Consider the following 21,991-nt stretch of genomic DNA (forward strand, 5'->3'; position numbering starts at 1 on the left):
TGCTCCCTTCGGTCGCATCCCTGCGCAGCCCCATATACGTCCGCCACCTGCCGGCGGCGCAGGGTAACCGGTGGCTCCGTGTTCGCTTCGCTCACACTCCCGCCCCCGGACCCTGCGCCGCATGGCGGGTGGACAGGTGGCGGGAGCGCGGATGATCGAAGCGGAAGAAAATGCAGCGGAGGGGCGGCGGATCAGGGACGAGCGGGAGAACATGCCCTGCCGCGAACGGGGGCAGCAGTACCCTGATCGGCGGCAGTGCAGTCTTGGCGCATCCATAGCGGGCGAAGGCGGCGCAAGGCGTTCCTGTTCAAGGTCTCCCTGCCGCCTTCGCCCGCTATGGATGTGTTTTTTGCCCTTCCCTTTTGTTTTTTCAATTGAAAATAAAAACGCATATCTTTAAAACCGGTTCTTTGAAAAAGCCGACAGGCGTGCGGGGAAGGCGGTAATTTTTATCCATTTGGATTGACCATGGATCAGATCAGTTATAAGGCGCTGTACAAGACAGAGAATAAGTTCCAGTATAATAGGAAGGAGCTACAGAACAAGGAGTTCGCGGGCAATGGAGGTAGTGGATTAGAGTGGTATGATTACGGGGCGAGGATCTATGATCCGCAGATAGGGAGATGGAATCATATTGATCCACTTACTGAAATGTCCAGAAGATGGTCGCCATATAATTATACGTTTAATAATCCAGTCCGTTTTATAGATCCTGATGGGATGCTTACGTATGATTGGATAGCTAAAAAATATATTGATGAAAATGGGGAAATAGTAAATGATGAAAACGCTTGGACGCAAATAAATGCAATGGGTAGCACAGTTTATAAGGCTGCTGATGATGATAATGAAAACAGTGATAATAGTGATAATGGCAAAGATGATGACCCCATGAAAAAAAGACAAAAAGAATATCAGAAAATTATTGATGCCACAGCTACAACATTGGGAGCTACTTCAACTTCGACGGATTTTACTATTAACGGTCTTAATGGTTTGCAGCAATTTGTAAATAGATATACGGGAACCACCTATGAAGTTATAAATATGGGTGAGTGTAAAGTGGTGAAAGGCCTTACTGTTGATGCTTTAGGACGAAGAGTAGCTCTTGTTGGTATCATTGTGACGGGATTTGATATTGCTAATAATGGCTTGAACTGGAAAAATGGTACAGATGCAATTATGGGTGGAGTGGCTCTGATTCCCGGAGTGGGATGGGTGATTGGAGCTGCTTATTATCTTGTGGATCCAATTGTTAAAAAAGCCACAGGGAAAAATATTGGTAACCATATTGGAGATTTAACCGATAAAACATCAAATTTTGTTTCATCTACATGGGATACTATGATTTCAGGTTTTTCAAACATGGAATATCAGCTTAGAAATGGATGGCTACCATAACAATATAAATTGTAACTAATGTTATTTTTTGATTTTTTATATTATCTCCTTTACAAACTTTATTCGCGCTATAATGAAAAAAGTGCAGAATCAACTTCAGCTGGAATAGTAGGGGGATTTCAAGCAATAAATGTGCTGACTATACTTATGCTTATTCAAGCGGTGGTTAACCCTAAAGGAAAACTCAATAAGCTCATAGCTGTCGTTGTATTTATAGTCTTTCAAGTATTCACCTACATAAGATATATATATCGAGAGAAGCACTCTGTTAGAATAGTAGAAAAGAAATGGTTGGAGAAAGCAGAGTCGTCAAGAAAACAAAGAAGCGGGTTCTTCTTTCTATACGGAGTCATAAGTATAATTGGCTTCTTTGGGTTAGCCATATATCTCGGTTCCAAGAAATGATTTTTGTATGCTATTTACATTATTGTTAATGTACAGCGTGATGATGAGTCTTTATTGGATTAAAGTTGAGTATTGCTGCAAGCTGGGGCGCAATATCTTGATAGGATTTAGCGACTTCTAGGCGATGAGATCGAATACAGTTGGATAGCGATTGAGAGATTAAGCAGTTGAATGCGTCTATGGGATAGGCTATTCTAGGTAATTGTTGTAAGTAGCCTGCTCTCTCTAATATTGATATCCAGCTTGAATCCTTCTATTGTCTTAAATGATTCGATGGTGAAAATACCTGTAATCATTTGACTGTTGATACTTTTTGTTGCAACATGTGACTACAGAAAGAAATTGCCTTTTACTCAGAATGCCTCAACAGGTATGGCAGTGAAGGATATCTCGGTTTTACATTTAAAAGAGCCTACTTTTCTTTAAAACAAACGAAAGCGGAGTGTTAAAAGAGAGAAGAGAGTATTTTCTTGAAAGGGAAGACGGGATGCATGGCGTTACCATTGATGTCAACACTGGAAAAGACAGTGTTATACTGTATAAGAACAAAACTATAGAATATATTTTCCTGCCTAAAAATGAAATAGCTACGATTTAATCTGACAGTTAGGGTTAATTTTAAGTAACCACACTTTAATCAACCCTTTAAAACTGCCAGACATGAATGTAGCGGTAAAGTTAATTAAAAACAAAGTAGGCTTATTAAGATTAGCCGAAGAATTGGGAAATGTGTTCCATGCATGTAAATTATTCGGTTACAGCCGTGATAGTTTCTACAGGTTCAAAGAGTTATACGATGAAGGCGGGGAAGCGGCCCTGCAAGAGATCAGTAGAAAGAAACCCCTTGTTAAGAACCGGATAGATCCACAAATTGAGGAGGCTGTCGTATCAATGGCTATTGATCAACCGGCTTATGGTCAGCTGCGGGCCAGTAATGAACTCAAAAAGCAAGGCATTTTTATTTCACCAGCAGGTGTACGATGTGTCTGGTTACGCGATGACCTGGAAACATTTAAGAAGCGCCTTAAAGCCCTGGAGGCCAAATCCGGAATCGAAGGTACGGTTCTCACCGAGGCCCAGGTAATCGCCCTTGAACGGGCCAAAGAAGAAAAAACAGCCCACGGGGAGATAGAGACCCATCACCCGGGCTATCTCGGTGCTCAAGACACCTACTATGTCGGCACCATTAAGGGCGTCGGCAGGATCTACCAGCAAACCTTTAATGACACCTACTCAAAGGTCGCTTTTGCCAAGTTGTACGACCGCAAACATGCTTTGATAGCTGCCGATATGCTCAATGACCGCGTTCTGCCCTTCTTCGAGGAGTACGGCGTCCGTTTGCTGCGTGTTCTGACTGATCGGGGAACCGAATACTGTGGTGCCCGTGAACATCATGAATACGAACTTTACCTGGCGCTGGAAGACATCGATCATAGCAAGACAAAGGCTAGGAGCCCACAAACTAACGGGATTTGTGAAAGATTCAACCGGACTGTTCAAGATGAATTTTATGCCATCGCCTTCCGAAAGAAACTTTATAATTCGCTAGAAGAAATGCAAACGGATCTTGACACCTGGATGGATGATTATAACCGTAATCGGACACATACGGGCAAATACTGCTTCGGGAGGACACCTTTACAGACTTTTGAAGAAACACTATCTTTAGCAAAAGAAAAACAGCTGGACGACATACCGCCAGCTGCCTAATATTTTAACCCGACTGTCAGGGCAAATCGGAACTATTACACCTAAAAAGAGCATGCGGAAAATTCCCCCATGCTCTTTTTGTTGCGCTAAACGGGACTATCTCATTTACTGTGTAAATTTCAAAAATCGGAGTTCGTATCAGGAACTATATTCTGATCCTGTTTTCAAAAATAGTTAAAAACTGATCCAGGACAATGCCCCGGTTTCGTATTGGCATTGTCCATTTTTTTGTCACCTCTCTTAGTGCCAGGTCGACGGATTTGAGTACACCCTCATCAGTGGGGAAAGATAGCTTGTTTTTAGTGTACTTCCTGATCTTGCCGTTAAGATTTTCAATCAGGTTGGTGGTGTAGATGATTGGTGAATCTAGATGGGGAAGTCAAAGAATACGGTCAGCTCCTCCCAGTTGTCCTTCCAGCTTTTAATCGCATAGCCATATTTAACCTCCCTTTTGCTGCCGAAGCTATCCAGCGTAGCCTGACGGGTAGGAGCCGCATAAATATCCCTCAGATCCTGGGTGAACTCCCTTTGTCTTTCCAGACCACATAACGGCAGCTATTGCGGATCTGATGAACAAGACAGATCTAGGTGGAAGATTGCAGAAATGCGGTCCGGATGGTTTGGGTGAAGCCATTGAGATTATCGGTTGCGGTGATAAGGTAAATCAGGGTATTTATTAGATTGTTCCAGTTGAAATTCCATGCACTGAATGTGCATAGGCAGGGACCAATAAAATCGAGAAAGGCCGCATCCCCAAAATGCGGTCTTTCTCTTCAATAAGAATCCTATAGAAATAAAGTTTTTTACCTAAACAACCGCACCTTAATCCCCAACCCGAAATTCCCGTCAATATTATTCTTCACCCCGGCCGTCTGCGTGGTATAGCTCGCCTGCACCTGGATCGAGTTTTTGAACTGGAAACCCACGCCCGCGGTCATTGCGTTGTTGGTATGATACAGCGCGAAAAGGTTCACGAAATTTTTGGCGAGGCTTACCTTGGTGCCCACGTCGAGGATGCTTTTGTAGCCTTTTATGCCGCGGAAGGCCACCATCGGCTCGATGGACGATATCTGGAAGCTTTTGGTGCCGAATTTATAGGAGCCCGCCACCATAAAAGTGGAGGAATTGCGCGGCTCTATTTTGTCTGTGTTCTTGAATGTGCCCAGCACATTGGGCAGCGCTGCCTGAATAGTCAGTTTTTCGTTCGTATAAGCGATGCCGAGGTCGGTTTCGAATTGGGTATCACGACTGTCCTGTATATCCGGCGTGGGATTGACGGGCGGTACCACGGTCTTTTTCGTTTCCACGCGTTTGTTGTCGATCGCCGTCGTGAGGCCGACATGCAGAAATTCGGTGTTGTTTTCGTCCAGCGGCATGTGGTAAGCGTAGGAGAGGGCAGCGCGGGTATGTTTGAGAGGACCTGCCTGGTCGTTGAAAACGGTCAGACCGACGCCGAACTTTTTGGCCAGCTGGTAATCCGCCGTGAGTGCGAAGGTAACGGGCGCGTCGGGTATGTCTTTCCATTGTTTGCGGTAGCCGAGGTCTATGTTCAGCCCGGCATCCGCGCCTGCAAGGGAGGGATTGCCGAGGAAACGGTTCTCGTAATACTGCGAGATCAGCGGGTCCAGTTGTTGAATAGGCGTGCGCGCGTTTTGCGCTTTTACTGCCACCGGCAGCGATGCGATGAAGAGAAGCGCGGAAAGTAGGGTAAAGATTTTCTTCATGTACGATCAATTAGGTATAGGAAATATGTTTAGTTATAATGGCTGTCAGGGTTGATGCACCTGCCGGCTGACCGATCTGGGCGGGATGGAAAGCCTTATTGCAAATATAGATTTAATCATTAATTAAACAAAAATATAAATATGAAATAAACCGCATGAGACCTTTAACGGGCGCGGGTTTGGGGTGAAAATGGAATTGATGGGTATTATAAATGAATATTTCCTAATGCGTGATAATCAGGCGATTAAATAAATGCATTAACGATGAAATAAAATTTGAAGTAAATGAAGAAATTTTTTTTCTGCGAAACCACCCTGAAAACATCTATTGAGGAATCCGGGAGATATAAAGCTCCCTTGGGTAATTAAAGTTGAATTGGAAGTCGCTCCCCAAACACAAAAAACCCGGCCGGGAAAAATGTCTTATAAATTATCGTCAGAACGGGTAACCGATCGCAATATTAAGGATCAGGTTTTCCTTCCGCCACGCCTTGTCCCCAAAATTGATCTCGTCAAACACCCAACGGTTTCCTTCGTCGTACCACGGCTTGCGCAACGGGAACGAAATGTCGAACCGTATCAGCAGGATGGATGCGTCTATCCTCAAACCGATACCCGTGCCCACCGCTATTTCCTTATAAAACCGGTCAAACGCAAATACCTTTTTCGTGGAATCCGATTTACCCAGCCAGATGTTCCCCGCATCCACAAATGCCGCCAGCTCGATCAGCTTCTGCGGCTTAAAACGCAGCTCGGAATTGAACTCCAGCTTGATGTCGCCCGCCGCATTGGCCAGCAGCAGGTTCGTGCCCGGTTGCTCGCTCTCATGGTACGAGCCCGGCCCCAGCGTCCGCGCCCTGAACGCCCTGATACTGTTGCTGCCCCCGCTGAAGAATTGTTTTACGAACGGCAGCGTTACCGGCACCGTCGGGTCGGCGACAGACTTGCCATATGCATACCCATACCCCGCAAATAAACGGTTCACCCAGCGGAGGTTATCACCCAGTTTCCAGTAGTGCCGCCCGTCTACACTGCCACGCAGGTATTGCGAAAAATCCTGTTTGAATACCGTCTTCGAACCGTCGTCCTGTTTTTTCGCGATCAGCCCTGCGAGGTTGCCGGCTATGTCGCCATTGAAGCTCGCATAAAAACTATGGTACCGCGCAGGCGACTGATTATTAAAGGTTAGTGTGTAGTTGCTTCCTAAAATGAATTGTTTCGAAATGGATTGTTTTAATGCAGGGTCCTGCTCGAGCTGCACCTGGAACTCCGGCGAAATATTCCCGGGCAGGGCATATGTGATCGCCACCGGGTATAACATATGGTCCAGGAATTTTGTCTGTTTCCAGATATAACCGTATTGCAGCGTAAACGCGTTCAGGTTGTACATGGCCGGCCTGTTCAGCAATTCGTACCCGATGCTGAACCGCGTGCGCGGAACATAAGGCGTGCGAGGGTTGAAATAGATCAGCGGCGTATAAAATCTCGGCAGGGTCAATGCTACCTCGGTATTGAAGCTGTACGCATTGGTGGAAAGATTGGTCGTTTTCCCGCCCACCTGCGTTTCAAAGCCGCCGCCAAGATTGATTTCCAGCACGTTCGCCTTCCGCTGGAAATTCCGGTTGCGCGCCGAGATCTTCACCTGGCTGCCCACAAACCCGTTGCTTTTCGACGTGCCTGACACTTCGAACTGCAACGACCGCTTGGGGTAAGGCGTCAGGTAAAAACGAGCCGCCAGCAGCGAACTGTCGCGGATCGGCCTGAAACTGCCCCGCACGAACTTGAACGTGCCCAGGTTCACCAGCCTTTGCAACGTGATGTTATGCGAACTGAGCCGGTAAATGCTGTCTCTTTGAAGAAATACCGACCGGTCGAACACGATGGGCTTAAACAGGCTGTCCGGGTCGATGATCGTAAAGTTCTGGTACTGCCGCCCTTCCATGGCTTTCAGCGCGCTGTCGCGGGTAAGGTCGTAGTTCGGGTACACTTCCACGCTTTGCATCCAGTACTGGCGCAGTGCCGTGGCGGGCGCCGTGTTTTTCAGCTTCACGTACAGGTCTACCTGTCCCTTCAGCGTACTGTCCACCTGGATGAGCATGTAATCGGGCGTGAAATAATAAAATCCTTCTTCTTTCAGATGATTGTGTATCCGTTCGCGTTCGGCCTTGATCATGTCGAGGCTGTAATTGTCGTCGGGCTTAAGCAGCGTGTGTTTGGCGTTGAGAATGATCTCCCGGCTGATCACGCCGGTGTCGGTATCGAAACGCACGCGGTGGATGGTGTACCGGTGCCCCGGCTCCGCGGAGATCACCAGGCTGGCTTTTTTGCTGCCTTTATTTTTGACCTCGCTCTCTACCTCGCTCTGGAAATATCCGTTGTCTTCGAGGTAACTGTTTAATATCCTTTCCGTTCTGTTCGGCCTTACCTGGCTCATCAGCACGGGTGCTTCGCCCCATTTGTTGCGTAAAAGATGGTTCAGGCCTTTGCCTTTCGGTTCGTTGCCGAGGTTGTACAGCCACAGCTTGATGGGCATCCCCAGGAACTTGCGGTTGGGAGAAGGGCGAACGCGTTCGTCCATGCCGGATTTGAGGTCGCTCCAGTCTTTCGGTTTTTTCTTTTCCGTCCATTTAATCTCGTGGCCGGTATACAGGCGGTCTCCCTCCGGCACCGTGCGGGTGGTGGAGCAGGCCGCCAGCAGGAGGGCGAGCGCTGACAGGCTTATGTATCTCAGGTTACGGGTCATGTTACTTGTTTTCCTTTCGCAGGCGTTCCTGTTCTTTTTCTTTTTTCGTTTTGCTGAATATTTCCCTGAACTCGTTGTAGTCCACAATAAGCATGAAGGTAAGCCCCGTTTCCACCACCTGTCCCTGTATCACTGTTTCGGTGAGGTTGCGCTGGTAAGCGCGCACGCGGTACCGGCCGTCTGCGGTGAGCATGTATTCCGCGCTCATATCGCCGATGATGGAGCTGGCGGTTTGCCCCTGCGTTTGCGCGCCGGATATGCCGATGTTGGAGCCCACGCTCACGGTGAGGCGGTCGCTGAACAGGCGTTTGGACACGTCTACTTTCAGGTTGGTGCTTTCTTCACGCGAGCCGGCGTCCGTATAGGCGTTTTCGCTTTGCAGGTCGAAATTCACGTCAAACCCTTTGATCAGGCTGCCCGCAAGGTTGTTCAGCTGCTGGGAAAGGATCTTGCTCACGCTGCTGCGCGCAATGTCTTCCGCCGCACTGCCGCCCTGGCTGTCCAGCGCGTCGAAGGGGTTTTCGGAAATGAACCGGTTGAGCACCAGCAGGCCCATTACCTGTTTGTTCAGCTCCGATTCCACCTGGTTGATCTGTTTGATGCGGGTATACACCTGCCCGTCCAGCACGCCCTGGTCTTTTTCAGGCATGTCCAGCTCAAACGCGATGTCCGGTTTCAGCAGCTCGCCGGTGATCTTGAGATATACTTCCACGGGCACTTTCTGTTTGTACCGGTTCCGCGCCGGGTCGTCAGACCGGATCTGGTCCTGTATCAGGTCGGCGGCCACGGCGTTCACGTCGTACCGCGCGGTAATGTTCACGTCGGCCAGCATCGGGTCGCCGTTCCAGATGATGGTGCTTCCTTTTTCGATCTGGAACTCCCGTTTGATCAACTGGTTGAGGCTCATGTTGTATTTCCCCTCGTTGATCTCGTAACGGCCGGTCAGGCTCATTTTGCTGCTCGGGTCCATGGAGAAATTGAGCGTGGCGTTGCCTTTTACTTCCAGGAAGTCGCCGTTCGTCTGGTCTATCACCAGTTTCAGGGTCGATTCGGGCGTTACTTCCAGGTCGGCCGATATCACGAAGCCTTTCAGCCTGCTGGTGGTGGCGGTGTCTTTTTTCAGCGCCAGCCGCAGGGTTGTGTCCGTCCACATCGCCGGGTCTATAAATTGCACAATGCCCTTCCGGTCCGCTATGCCCGGCTCTTCTTCCGGTATCATCACGGTTACCTCCGATTTTTCGCGCAGCTTCAGTTTCATCTGCACACGGGGCAGGTCCAGCGTGCCGCGTACCTGGGCGGTCACGTCCACGTACGCCGGGCCGTAATAGAACTGGTCTTTGTTTTTCACGTCCTGCGCGCCCAGGGCCATAAAGTTTTCGGCGTTTACGTCTAAGTTGAGCTGGAAGGAACTGAGGTCGGTGGTGCGTATCTCTCCATCGATCACAGCTTCGTTGCCGGTGCTGTCTGCGATCACGAACTTGTTGAAACGTATGCCCGTTTCCGTGAGCGCCAGGTCTTCAGACGGCAGCCGCAAATAGTTGTTGATCATCGTGACGCGCCCCGCCACATCGTCGAAATGCATATTGCCGCGTATCACCGGTTTGTCGGTGGTGCCCTGCAAGGTAGCCCTGCCGCTCAGCTTGCCGCTCATGTTCGTGACGTTGCCAAACGTAAGCGATTCGATGCTTTTCATATTGAGACTGGTGATGTCCAGCTGGAAATTCATTTGTTCCGCGTAAGTGCCCGCCAGGCGCAGGTCGTTGTCGTTGCCCTGGATCGTGGCGTTCATTTGCACCTGTTTGTCCGCCGTGGTACTGGCGTCCAGCGCGAGGCGGCCGAGAGAGGAGCCCATCACGGCAAGACTGTCCACCGTCAGTTTTCCGTCTATCAGCGGCGTCTGGTCCAGCCCGCTGATCCTGATCTCGCCGTTGCTGATGCCTTCCGCCAGCGCCGTGTCTTTTTCGATCAGGCTGGTAACGGTGCTGAGCCTGAAGTCTTTCAAAGCCACCGTCAGGTCGGGCAGGGTAGCGCCCTGCGCCGCCGGCGAGGACGTGATCAGCAATTGCTGCTGGCCCCGCTGCAGCCCGATATTGGCATAGGCAACGCCTCCATTATATATCACCACCTGGTTGTCTCCCGCCACATTCCAGTCCTGCTGGTTAAGCAGCAGGTCCTTTTTAAGGGAAATCAGCAAGCTGTCGCCCTGCGCGAAACGCACAAGCCCTCCCAGCTTGTATTTCTCCTGTGCCTGCCGCTGCTCCCGGCCTTGCCGCCTTCCTCTTCTGCCGGCCATGGCCAGGTCCCAGTCCAGCAATCCGTCTTTCGCCACCACATCTATCGTGGTGCGCCCCAGCGGGATCTGCGGGTGCCGCAAACGGCCCAGCAGCACATGGGTCTCCATCCGGGTAGTGTCCGCGGAAACGTCCACCAGCAGTGTATCTACCCTGAACGAATCGTACCGCATGCGGGGAACGGAAAGCTGCGCCACGAGGAATGCGCTGTCTGTATCCATCCTGCCGTTAAGGGTCATCGGCCGGGGAAGTTCTATGTCGGGCAAAAGTTTGCGGAGCGTTTTGGGTATGCTGATGCTCCCGTTGAAGTTCACCCATTGCGATTCCCCGGGCGCCGGCGGCGTGCCTTCGGCTTCGAGGTGGCGGGTGATCAGGTCGCCGGCCGCGGTGGCGAAGGTCTGGTAGTTAAAGTCGCCGGATGCCGTCAGGAAACCGAACGGCCCGGTAAGACTGATCTTCTGCACGCTGTCCGCCGCATCGGCCTTCAGCAGGATGCTGTCCAGCGTATAGATCTCGTTTGCATCGGCGATCTGTATCTTATGAATGGTGGCAAAACCGCTGAGCCTGCGCGGGCTGAGATTGTCCAGCTCGGCGTCGAGACAGGAGCGGACCACCAGTGGTGAGGTCGTGAAATTCGTGGCGAACAGGTCCAGCCGGTCCAGGTCGGCCCTGGCGGTGATGGCGGGGTTCAGCGTATCGAGCTTGCCTTTTACGTCGAAGCGTGCCTGTGCGCTGGTGTCTTTAATGCTGCCTTTGGCGGAATAGGCGCCCTGTGCGAGCGCCGCTTCCGCCTCGATGCCGGTGTAGGTGTAACGGTTATAGGTAAACGAAGTAATATTGATGCCGGCTTCCACGTCCGCCTTTTGGGGATCGGTGCCACTGCCATTCACGGTAAAGCTGCCGTTGAGGTTTCCCATGGAAGTATCTCCCAATAAACGCCCCAGTTGCAGGTTGCGGGTGCCCAAGGCCATATCGTACCGGATCTTGTCCATATCCATAAAATCGGCTACCTGGCCTTTGATGTCCGCATTGCCGAGGTTGGTGCCGATCGTGAGGTCGGGTTTAAGCAGCTGCATGCCGCCGCGGATGCTGCCGTTTACGTTCAGCGTGGCGGGCAGCGTCATGGAAGCGGGCAGGGTATTGGGCGGCAGCCACGATTCGATGCCGCTTTTGGTGCTGCGCAGCGTTACGGTGGAAAGGTCGGCCCCCATACGGCCCGGGTCGGTCACCTGGAAGGCGGTGCCTTTTACGAACAGGTAATTCTGGTCATTGTCCTTTACCTCGAAGCCGGGGATCGAAAGTTGGGCCAAACTGCCGCTTATACTGCCTTTCAGGGCGAGGCGCTTTTTCCAGAGAGGCTGAAGGGAGGGCGTAGTGCGCATTTCGGGCACAAAAAACAGGGCTTCTTTCAGCGCAACGTTCGTAGGCCGCACGGTGGCCTGTACAGCCAGTTGCCCGAGCTGGTCGGAAACGGTCGCCCAGGATTCGGTCTGCAGCTGCACGTCGGCGTCTATGCGGCTTTCGGCGGTTTGCAGCAGGAATTGCTGCAGCCGCGCTTCTTTCGGGGTGTAACGTACTTTGCCCCTGAGCGCCTTCATATGCATGCCGCTTTTTTCTTTCAGCGCGCCGTTGCGGATGGTCAGCAGCGTGCTGTCTTCGCTGTAAACCAGGTCGTTCACGTCCAGGAACAGGCCGGTAATGCCGAGGTGATTGTAATCCACGGCGTCTTTATAGGGTAAAGGCGGCGCCAGGTGATTGTCCATGCTGAAATTCACTTCGCGCGCCTGCACGCTTTTGGCGGCCACTTTCCAGGTATTGGGCGCGGAGGGCGTATCGGCGGGAAGGGCCGCGGCCGTGTCCATCGGTTGGAGGAAGTCCAGCGAAGCGGTGGTTTTTTCCAGCGCCAGCTCCTCGGCTTCGATCAGCGTCTGCAACAGGTCGAAACGCGCTTTGCTCAGCTTCATCGTGCCGATGCGGCCCCTGGTGTCCAGCCCGCTGCTTTCGTCGGTATACGACCAGCCGGTGTTGCGGATGGAAAGGTCGCGCACCGTGAAGTCGAAAGGCGTGGAAGAGGTATCGGTAGCGGGCGGCTCGGGCGCCGGGGGGCGGTATTGCTGCAGGATGCCGGCCTGAAGACCGTCCAGCTGGAAACTTTTCAGATGGTATTTGCCGTTTGACGGCTGGAGGATGTCGGGCAACATGCTCAGGCTGGCGAGGCGCACGCTGGCGAGCATGCCGCCAAGACTGTCGTTGTACCGTACGTATATGCGTTGCAGTTGTACCTCTCCGATCTCGTATTGAAGGGTGGTGCCGGATTCTTCGATCAGCGTGTCTTTTTTGTCTTCCGGCGAGCTGAACGCGTCGATGGCGAACTGGAAATTGAAACTGGAATCGCCGGCCGGTCGGTAAACGTTCACCACCGCGTCTTCCCATCGCAGCGACCTGATCTTGAGATCGTTGTTGAGCAATGCCAGCAGGTTATATTTTATGGCGAGCTCCCCGCTGGACAGCAGGGTGTCTTTCCGGGTATCGCCCACGAACACGTCTGAAAGGGTGAGGGAGTTCCACCACGAAAACCGCAGCCCGCCGATGCGCACGTCCGTTTTTAATTGTTTTTGAAGGTAAGATTCCGCTTTATCCCGCATGAAATTCTGTATTACCGGGAGCTGCAGCAGCAGGAGCAGCAATACCGGCAGCAGCAGCAAGGTTAAAACACTACCAACGATCCAGCGAATGATTTTTTTCCGGCGGAGGGTATTCACGTATTAATTACAGTTTATAAAGTAAAAAGGTTAAAACATCGCTCACTCAAATATCATACCTGCCGCAAAAATAAGGCTTTACGCCCTATGGTCGCGTAAAAGGCTTTTATAATCATATCTTTAGAATTGTAATAAAGTGGAAAATTGTATAATTTAGTTCCCGGTTACACATGCCCGGGATACTTTTTTGACAGCCTGGAGCGTTGTAGTAATCAGTAACCTGTTAAAACCTTACAACCTTGAAAAAGATCATCGGGTTCGTCGCATTGCTCGCTGCTCCCTTTGTTGGTAAATCCCAGGACTGGCACGTTGGCGGCATCGCCGGTATCAGTAATTATAGCGGAGACCTCTCTGAAAAACGCGTGAACTTCAGTTATACGCGGCCCATGCTGGGATTGCTGGTAAAGAAAGATATCAACCGATTTCTTACGTTACGCGCGGGCTTCACATGGGGCATGGCCGCGGCGGACGATAAGTCCAATTCGAGCCCGGCGCTTCAGCAGCGTAACCTCAGCTTCAGCTCTCATCTTTGGGAAGGCCATCTCGGCGCCGAACTGAATATTCTCGATATCGACGACAAAGGGTTTACGCCTTACGTATTCGGTGGCGTTGCGCTTTTCAGTTTTTATCCCACCGCGAAAGATTCGCTGGGCAACCGCATCCCGCTGCGCCGCCTGAGCACGGAAGGGCAGGGGCTGCCGCAGTACCCGGAAAGAGGCAATCAATATGCGCTTCACCAGATCTCCATTCCTTTCGGCGTGGGTTTCAAATATCTTTTTACAGACCGCATTACCCTCGGGCTTGAGGTGGGCCTGCGCCCCACCTTCACCGATTACCTGGACGACGTGAGCACCACCTACATCGATCAGAACACGCTGCTGGCCGAAAGAGGGCAAACGGCGGTGGACTGGGCCTGGCGGGGCGACGAGGTGAACAAAAGCGGCGTGATCGGCAATTACCCGCCCGACGGCACGCAGCGCGGCTCGGCAAAATATAAAGACTGGTATACATTTTCAGGCATCACCGTGATGTACCGCATCGGCGGCAGCAGCGGGCGGCGTACCACGAACTTCTCGAAGTGCTTCAAAATGTAGGAACATAAAATGACTTTGGCACGATGGTTGCATAAAGGTGAGTATACACCCCCCAATCAAGTCCAAATAGAAAAGTAAAAGGCTGTCTTTAAAGACAGCCTTTTTTGTACCCGCATCTTTTCAATGCCGCAAAATATTTTATGACGTTTTCTTTTTTGTAAAGGACGAACCGTTTTTATTTTTGCATTTCCCACCACGCAATTTTCTTCCTCTTGCACCGCATTATTTTTTCTTTTCAATATTTTTTATTGAAACCCTTACCCTATTAATATTTCATCGTTCATTTCCATCGTACGCGCGATATTTTTTCAAATATCCGTTCATTTCCATTCATCACTTTTTTTATCCGCAACGATGGATTGCATTTCCGTTCATCAGTCCGAACACTTCTTTGAAACCCGCTGTGGCAGCGGCTTCAAGGCGAAATAAAGTTCTTGGCATACCTTTTGGATTTATGAGGGCAAGTCCGTCCGCCTTAGGCAAATAAGGGGATGAACGGACAGAAAGACCAATTAAAACAGCAGGCTATGAAAAAGCTGATTCTCGTGATGCTCCTTCTCGGAGCAACCTACGCAACAACACAGGCACAGCACAGGGGCCGCGGCCACGACCGCGACCGCGGCAGACATGAGCGTTATGACGATTGTGACGATGACCGCAGGGGAAGAGGGCATGGGCGCCACAAAAAAGTAGTGTATGTCAATCATCGCCACCGCGACTACCGCAGGTTCGACGATTGCAGCAGGGAAAGAGTAGTGGTAGTGCGTCCCGGCATACCCTTGCCCCCGCCGCTTCCGTTGCCCGTTCCACCGCGCAGGCCAAGGGTTTCAGGCGTGATTGTGTTCGGCAATTAATTGCCGGTGTAGAGGACAATAGCCGAAAGGCCCCGTTTCGGAAACGGGGCCTTTTTTTATTCCCCATATCCAACGTACTTTTGCCCATTGAACGTAAAGCTGGACCAATGGCATTTAAGCATCTCAGGCATTTTATCGATACGCTGGAAAAAGCGGGGGAACTGGTGAGGATCAGTGAATATGTGAACCCGCATCTCGAAATCGCCGAAATCACCGACCGCATCAGCAAGTCGCCGGACGGCGGCAAGGCGCTGCTGTTTGAAAATACAGGGTACGACTTCCCCGTGCTCATCAACTCCATGGGAAGTTACCGTCGCATGTGCATGGCCCTCGGCGTGCAGGAGCTGGACGATGTAGCCTCCGAAATCGAGGGGCTCTTTAAAATGCTCTCCAAACCGAAAGAAAGCATCCTCGACAAACTCGCCATGCTGCCCAAGCTCAGCCAGTTCGCCTCCTGGATGCCCAAAGTGGTGAGCGGCAGGGGCGCCTGCCAGGAAGTGGTGATGACCAGCCCCGACCTCGGCAAATTGCCGGTAATGACCTGCTGGCCGCAAGACGGCGGGCCTTTTATTACCCTGCCCGTGATCCATACCAAAGACCCGCACACCCAAAGCCGCAACGTAGGTATGTACCGCATGCAGGTGTTCGAAAAAGACATGACAGGCATGCACTGGCATAAACACAAAGTGTCCGCCAAACATTTCTCCGAATATAAAAAATTGGGCAAACGCATGCCTGTAGCTGTTATCCTCGGCGGCGACCCGGTGTACACCTATTCCGCCACCGCGCCGCTTCCCGAAAATGTGGACGAGTACATGCTGGCCGGTTTTCTCCGGAAAAAGAAAGTGGAACTGGTGAAATGTATTTCCCAGCCCGAACTGGAAGTGCCTGCGGACGCCGATTTTGTGATAGAAGGATATGTAGAGCCGGGTGAAGACCTGGTTTGGGAAGGGCCTTTCGGCGACCATACGGGGTATTATTCACTGGCGGACTGGTACCCGCGTTTTCATGTTACCGCCATCACCCACCGCAAAGACGCGGTGTATCCCTCTACCATCGTGGGCATTCCCCCGCAGGAAGACGCCTGGATCGGGAAAGCCACGGAAAGGATCTTCCTGGCGCCGATCAAAATGACGCTGGTGCCGGAGATCGTGGATATGGAAATGCCCGTGGAGGGCGTATTTCACAATCTCGTGATCGCGCAGATACAGAAAGATTACCCCGGCCAGGCGCAGAAAGTGATGAATGCCATGTGGGGCGCGGGACAGATGATGTTCAATAAGATCCTCGCGGTAACGGACACCGGCACCCGCATAAATGATTATAAATCCCTCGCGCAATACGCGTTTAAAAATCTGAACCCGGCGACCGATATCTATTTCAGCCAGGGCCCGATGGACGTGCTCGACCATTCCTGCTCACGCATGGGTTTCGGCGGGAAAATGTGCATCGACGGTACCGCGCGCCTGCCCGAAGAAACAGACGACCGTTTCGATACTGCCGCTTTTACGCCCGATGTGAACGTAGCCACGCTGCAGGCTGCTTTCCCTGAAATAAAAGCCGTCAATACTTCGCTGCTGAAGCTGGACATTCCCTGCATCGTAATCGCAGTGGAAAAGAACCGCCGCAACCACCTGCGCGAGCTGCACCCGCAACTCTACGCGCAGCCAGGTATGGAAGGCATTAAAATGGTGCTGTACGTGGAACATACGGTAGACCCGCACGACCTGCCCTCCGCGCTCTGGCGTTTCTGCAATAACCTCGATCCGAAACGAGACAACTTCCTCGCAGAGCGGCCTTCCAGCCGTCACGCGCATAAAGCGACCGCCTGCATGGGCCTCGACGGTACGATCAAAACCAAAGAGCACGACGATTTTCAGCGGGACTGGCCGAACATTATCGTGGCAGACGACGCCACGATCAAAGCCATCGACGAAAAATGGAATAAGCTGGGGCTCGGAGCGTTTTTGGCTTCGCCTTCCTTAAAATATAAGCAACAGATCTACGGGCACGGGGCTGTGGTAGACCTGTGAGCGGCGCAGGCGGTGCTCAGGGAATGGAAATAGAGAATGATACAAATCGCCGAGAAGATGATACGAATCGGCGAGCGGATTAAAGGGGCGTTAATTATTTTTAGAGCGTTGAACCCACATTAACCCTCTAAAAATCTATCTCATGAAAAAAAGAACTTCCCTTTTTATTGCCGCCATCATTCTCAGCTGCGGTTTTAGCCTGAACGCAACTTCCGGCCTCAAAAAGGCTGATCCCGCACCGGCCCTGCATGCGCCCGCTTTTGCATGGAGTTTTACATATGCTTTCGGCGCTGGCCCCATATCCGGCTTAAGCTGGTCCGGCGATTATTTATATGTTTCTTCCGGCAGCTACGTGGTGTATTCCGCGAACGGGTATGGATTCCTCACACCGTCTACCCCGGTGTATTGCAGCGCCCTGGATAATGCCAATACATATGTGCAGGTGGCGCCGGGCGGCGGCAGCGGTAGCGTATCTTACTATGATTTTATGGAATATTAGCAACACATTTTTTCCGCATTGCGTAAATACATTTACCGAATTCATAAATGATTCGGGTGCGGCCGCGCTACTTTTGTGGCTCGCGCAATATAGCCGAGCTTTACAATAATTGAGTTGGTCGTACATGAAAACGGCGCCTTGTTCAGGGCGCCGTTCTTTTTATGTGGAAGTCTTCTGTTACTTATGGATCTCGGAAGTGAAATGGAACTCGATGTCCGGGTTGTTGGCCCTTTCCGTATTCAGGTACCATTCGCTTTGCGCGAGGTAAACGAGATGACCGTCTTTATCCTGCACCACGTTGGCGCCTTTGAAGCGGATGAATTCCTCCAGCTTTTGTTTCGGGCCGGTGATCCAGCAGGCTTTGTAGAACGGGAGGGTGTTGAACTGGCAAGAAGCGCCGTATTCCTGCAGCAGGCGGTACTGGATCACTTCAAACTGCAGGTCGCCCACGCAGCCGATGATCTTGCGGTTGCCGTTGTGCTGGGTGAACAGCTGCGCAACGCCTTCGTCCGTAAGCTGTGAAATGCCTTTTTCCAGCTGTTTGGTTTTCATCGGGTCTTTATTCACCAGTTCTTTGAACAACTCGGGCGAGAAACTGGGGATGCCGGTGAAATAGAAGTTTTCGCCTTCGGTGAGCGTATCGCCGATCTTGAAGTTGCCGGTGTCGAAAAGGCCTACCACGTCGCCGGGGAAGGCATCGTCCACGATATTTTTTTCACGCGCCAGGAAGCTGTAGGGGTTGGCGAAGCGCACGTCTTTATCGAGGCGCACGTGATGATAGAATTTATTCCGCTCGAACTTGCCGGAGCATACACGGAGAAACGCGATGCGGTCGCGGTGGCGCGGGTCGAGGTTGGCGTGGATCTTGAACACGAAACCGGAGAACTTATCTTCGCCGACCTGCACGGTACGGGTGCTCGATTCGCGGTCGCGCGGGGTGGGGGCGATTTCCACGAACGTGTCCAGCAGGTCTTTCACGCCGAAGTTGTTCACAGCGCTGCCGAAAAATACGGGCGCCAGTTTGCCTTCGAGGTAAGGCTGTTTGTCGAACTCGTCGTACACGCCTTCGATCAGTTCCACATCGTTGCGCAGCTGCGCGGCGTCTTGTGCGTTGAACAGCTCGTCTATCTGCGGGCTGCCGAGGTCGGCCATCGGCACGATGTCATCGTCCGTCGCTTTGCGGTTGGCCGCGAAAGACACGAAACTTTTATCATAAAGATTATAAACGCCTTTGAAATCTTTACCGCCGTTGATCGGCCAGCTGAGCGGGCGTACGCGGATGTTGAGCAGTTCTTCCAGTTCGTCCAGCAGGTCGAAAGGATTTTTGCCGTCGCGGTCGAGTTTGTTCACGAAAATGATCACGGGCGTATCGCGCATGCGGCATACTTCCATGAGTTTTTTGGTCTGTTCTTCCACGCCTTTCACGCAGTCGATCACCAGCACCACGCTGTCTACCGCGGTGAGGGTACGGTAGGTGTCTTCCGCAAAGTCTTTGTGACCGGGCGTATCGAGCAGGTTCACGAGAATGTCGCGGTATTCGAAGGTCATCACGGAGGTGGCCACGGAGATGCCGCGCTGCCGTTCGATCTCCATGAAATCGGAGGTAGTATGTTTTTTGATCTTGTTGGACTTTACCGCGCCCGCCGTCTGGATGGCGCCGCCGAACAGGAGGAATTTCTCCGTAAGGGTGGTTTTGCCGGCATCCGGGTGGGCGATGATGGCGAAGGATTTCCTTTTGTTGATCTCGTTTGTATATTTCATTTCTACTTGTTCGTCTTTTTCAGTTGTGAAATGGAACTTCGCGAAGCGCTTCGTTTCATTTCTACTTGTTCGTCTTTTTCAGTTGTGAAATGGAACTTCGCGAAGCGCTTCGTTTCATTTCTACTTGTTCGTCTTTTTCAGTTGTGAAATGGAACTTCGCGAAGCGCTTCGTTGCATTTCTACTTGTTCGTCTTTTTCAGTTGTGAAATGGAACTTCGCGAAGCGCTTCGTTGCATTTCTACTTGTTCGTCTTTTTCAGTTGTGAAATGGAACTTCGCGAAGCGCTTCGTTTCATTTGACCACTCACCCCCGCCGGGGCGGGGCATGTTTTTAAATGGCAGCAAAGGTACATTTTTCTCCGAAAACCCGGGATTTTGCCATTGGTCAAAATAGGATTCGCCGCATTGTTTTATATGCTAAATTTGGATCATGCTATCGACCCTCAAAATTCTCTGGAGCAGTTTCAAAATGGCCCTGCAGGAGCTGCGGGTGAATAAACTCCGTACTTTTCTCTCCCTGCTGGGCATCACTATAGGCATTTTTTGCATCATCGCCGTGCTGACGGTTACCGACAGCCTGGAATCCAATATCCGGAAAGACCTCAACTCGCTGGGCACCAACGTGGTATTCCTCGAAAAATGGCCCTGGGACGGGGATGGGGACTGGTGGCGGTATGTGAACCGCCCTAAACCGAAATACACAGAGCTTCGTTCCATCAGGGAAAAGGTACAGTCCGCCGAATCGGTGGCTTTCGTATTCGTTTCCGGCGGCCGGAACGTTGAATTCGGCTCGGATTACATGGAAAATGTGCAATTGCTCGCCACCACGGCCGATCTTGAAAAGATGCAGCCGGTAGAACTGGTGGCGGGGCGGTATTTCAGTCCCACAGAGCTTACCAACGGCACCAATGTTACGGTGCTGGGGGCAGATATCTGGGAAGGACTGTTTTTCACCCCCGAAGCCGCCGTGGGCAAGGTAGTGCGTATCGGCGGGCGCAATACCCGCGTGATAGGCGCGCTGAAACGGAGGGGCGAAAGCCTGATGGGCGGCATCATCAACGATAATACCTTTATTCTTCCTTATACATTTGCCCGGACCATTATCGACGAACGCCGCAATGCAGACCCCTGGTTCATGATCAAAGCCAAACCGGGCATAGCCGTGGGCCAGTTAAAAGACGAGCTGACCGGCGCCATGCGGGCCATTCACCGGCTGAAGCCCACCGAAGAGAACGATTTTGCGCTCAACGAGATCACTATCGCGCAAAGACAGCTGGAAAGCGTCTTCGGAGCGATCAATCTCGGCGGTGGGTTGATAGCGTTCTTTTCCTTGCTGGTGGGATCTTTCGGCATTGCGAACATTATGTTTGTGACCGTAAAGGAACGCACCAATATCATCGGCCTGAAAAAAGCCATTGGTGCGCGGCCGGGCATCATTTTGCTGGAATTCCTGATGGAATCCATCATGCTTTGCCTGATCGGTGGCGGATTGGGACTGTTGTTGGTGTTCGTCGGCACGCTGCTGGCGGGCAATATGTTCCCGCGTTTTGTGATTGCCCTGTCTCCCTGGAACATATTTATAGGATTTGCCATATCAGCGATAGTAGGCATTATCGCGGGTTTCATTCCTGCTTATTCGGCCAGCCGGCTCGATCCGGTGGTGGCGATACGCAGCAATTGATTAACTTTGCGGCCTTATGCCGGTCAACATTCTAGCCATCGAATCTTCCTGCGACGATACCAGCGCCGCCGTGATAGCGGAGGGAAGAGTATTGTCGAATATCATCGCCAGCCAGGCCGTACACCAGCAATACGGCGGCGTGGTGCCGGAACTGGCTTCGCGCGCGCACCAGGAGAACATTGTGCCGGTGGTAGACCTCGCCCTGAAAAAGGCGGGGATGCAGCTGGCCGATCTCAATGCAGTCGCTTTTACGCAAAGCCCGGGCCTGATAGGTTCGCTGCTGGTAGGCAGCTGTTTTGCAAAATCGCTCGCCCTCGCGCTGGACGTTCCGCTGATAGGCGTGCATCACATGCAGGCCCACGTGCTGGCCAATTTCATCGACGATCCGAAACCGCAGTTCCCCTGCCTTTGCCTCACCGTTTCCGGCGGGCATACGCAGATCGTGTTGTGTGAAAGCCCGTTGAAAATGACCGTGATCGGCGAAACCATGGACGATGCGGCCGGCGAAGCCTTCGATAAAAGCGCCAAACTGCTCGGGCTGCCTTATCCCGGCGGGCCTTTGGTAGATAAAAACGCGAAGCAAGGGAACCCGGAAAGGTTCCGTTTCCCCGAACCGCAGATACCGGGCCTTAACTTCAGTTTTTCCGGGCTTAAAACGGCCATCCTCTATTTTCTCCAGGAGAACCGGGCCAAACAGGCCGATTTTGCGGAGGCGAACATGGCGGACATCTGCGCGTCCATCCAGCACCGCATCATTACGATCCTGATGAATAAAGTGGTGAAGGCTTCGAAAGAAACCGGCATCAAAGAGATCTGCATCGCCGGCGGCGTGAGCGCCAATTCCGGGCTGCGCAAGGCTTTGGAAGTATACGGCGCGGAGCACGGCTGGAACGTGTATATCCCGAAATTCGAGTATTGTACGGACAATGCGGCGATGATAGCCATCACGGCGCATTACAAATACCTCGCGGGCGAATTCAGCCCGCTGGATACGGTGCCCACCGCAAGGGCGGCGTTTTCCGCGATCTAATCCC

General features: G+C 51.9%; 13 protein-coding genes. 8 read left to right on the forward strand and 5 right to left on the reverse strand.

The features are described 5' to 3' along the window. The first annotated feature begins 462 nt into the window (after positions 1-462). Together J7I43_RS17885 and J7I43_RS17890 are read left to right on the forward strand one after the other, a co-directional pair. Positions 463-1,401: an RHS repeat-associated core domain-containing protein gene (locus tag J7I43_RS17885; protein ID WP_262898771.1), complete on the forward strand. Its 939-nt coding sequence runs from the start codon at positions 463-465 to the stop codon at positions 1,399-1,401. 1,065 nt (positions 1,402-2,466) lie between these two features. After that, positions 2,467-3,516 (forward strand): IS481 family transposase, encoded by a 1,050-nt coding sequence (locus tag J7I43_RS17890; RefSeq protein WP_209147222.1) that lies wholly within the window; start codon positions 2,467-2,469, stop codon positions 3,514-3,516. Between the two features lie 145 nt (positions 3,517-3,661). On the opposite strand, the gene J7I43_RS25045 is transcribed toward J7I43_RS17890, so the two are convergent. The 4 genes from J7I43_RS25045 to J7I43_RS24945 form a co-directional block, all read right to left on the reverse strand. Further along, on the reverse strand, positions 3,662-3,874 hold the full coding sequence (locus J7I43_RS25045; RefSeq protein ID WP_378108792.1) for a transposase: 213 nt from the start codon (positions 3,872-3,874) through the stop codon (positions 3,662-3,664). Positions 3,875-4,319: 445 nt separating this feature from the next. Then, positions 4,320-5,240, reverse strand: a complete 921-nt coding sequence (locus J7I43_RS17900; RefSeq protein ID WP_209147223.1) for a PorP/SprF family type IX secretion system membrane protein — start codon at positions 5,238-5,240, stop codon at positions 4,320-4,322. Between the two features lie 436 nt (positions 5,241-5,676). After that, complete coding sequence (gene tamL / locus J7I43_RS17905; RefSeq protein WP_209147224.1) at positions 5,677-7,983, reverse strand: translocation and assembly module lipoprotein TamL; 2,307 nt, start codon at positions 7,981-7,983, stop codon at positions 5,677-5,679. A 1-nt stretch (position 7,984) separates the two neighbouring features. After that, positions 7,985-13,036: a translocation/assembly module TamB domain-containing protein gene (locus J7I43_RS24945; protein ID WP_209147225.1), complete on the reverse strand. Its 5,052-nt coding sequence runs from the start codon at positions 13,034-13,036 to the stop codon at positions 7,985-7,987. Between the two features lie 239 nt (positions 13,037-13,275). On the opposite strand from J7I43_RS24945, the gene porG reads away from it, so the two are divergent. The 4 genes from porG to J7I43_RS17930 all read left to right on the forward strand — a co-directional run bounded on the left by porG (position 13,276) and on the right by J7I43_RS17930 (position 17,516). Next, on the forward strand, positions 13,276-14,130 hold the full coding sequence (gene porG, locus J7I43_RS17915; RefSeq protein ID WP_209147226.1) for a type IX secretion system protein PorG: 855 nt from the start codon (positions 13,276-13,278) through the stop codon (positions 14,128-14,130). Positions 14,131-14,657: 527 nt separating this feature from the next. Next, positions 14,658-14,984 (forward strand): hypothetical protein, encoded by a 327-nt coding sequence (locus tag J7I43_RS17920; protein WP_209147227.1) that lies wholly within the window; start codon positions 14,658-14,660, stop codon positions 14,982-14,984. A 107-nt stretch (positions 14,985-15,091) separates the two neighbouring features. Then, positions 15,092-17,017: a menaquinone biosynthesis decarboxylase gene (locus J7I43_RS17925; protein WP_209147228.1), complete on the forward strand. Its 1,926-nt coding sequence runs from the start codon at positions 15,092-15,094 to the stop codon at positions 17,015-17,017. 142 nt (positions 17,018-17,159) lie between these two features. Next, the gene (locus J7I43_RS17930) at positions 17,160-17,516 is read left to right on the forward strand and encodes a hypothetical protein (protein ID WP_209147229.1); all 357 of its coding nucleotides are present in this window, start codon (positions 17,160-17,162) and stop codon (positions 17,514-17,516) included. Positions 17,517-17,693: 177 nt separating this feature from the next. On the opposite strand, the gene J7I43_RS17935 is transcribed toward J7I43_RS17930, so the two are convergent. Then, complete coding sequence (locus J7I43_RS17935; protein WP_209147230.1) at positions 17,694-19,277, reverse strand: peptide chain release factor 3; 1,584 nt, start codon at positions 19,275-19,277, stop codon at positions 17,694-17,696. A gap of 429 nt (positions 19,278-19,706) precedes the next feature. Between J7I43_RS17935 and J7I43_RS17940 the strand changes: the two genes are divergently transcribed. Beyond that, on the forward strand, positions 19,707-20,957 hold the full coding sequence (locus tag J7I43_RS17940) for an ABC transporter permease (RefSeq protein WP_209147231.1): 1,251 nt from the start codon (positions 19,707-19,709) through the stop codon (positions 20,955-20,957). 16 nt (positions 20,958-20,973) lie between these two features. Next, on the forward strand, positions 20,974-21,987 hold the full coding sequence (gene tsaD, locus J7I43_RS17945) for a tRNA (adenosine(37)-N6)-threonylcarbamoyltransferase complex transferase subunit TsaD (RefSeq protein WP_209147232.1): 1,014 nt from the start codon (positions 20,974-20,976) through the stop codon (positions 21,985-21,987). Positions 21,988-21,991: the final 4 nt, after the last annotated feature.

It is taken from the genome of Chitinophaga chungangae (assembly GCF_017742215.1).
GTDB lineage: Bacteria > Bacteroidota > Bacteroidia > Chitinophagales > Chitinophagaceae > Chitinophaga > Chitinophaga chungangae.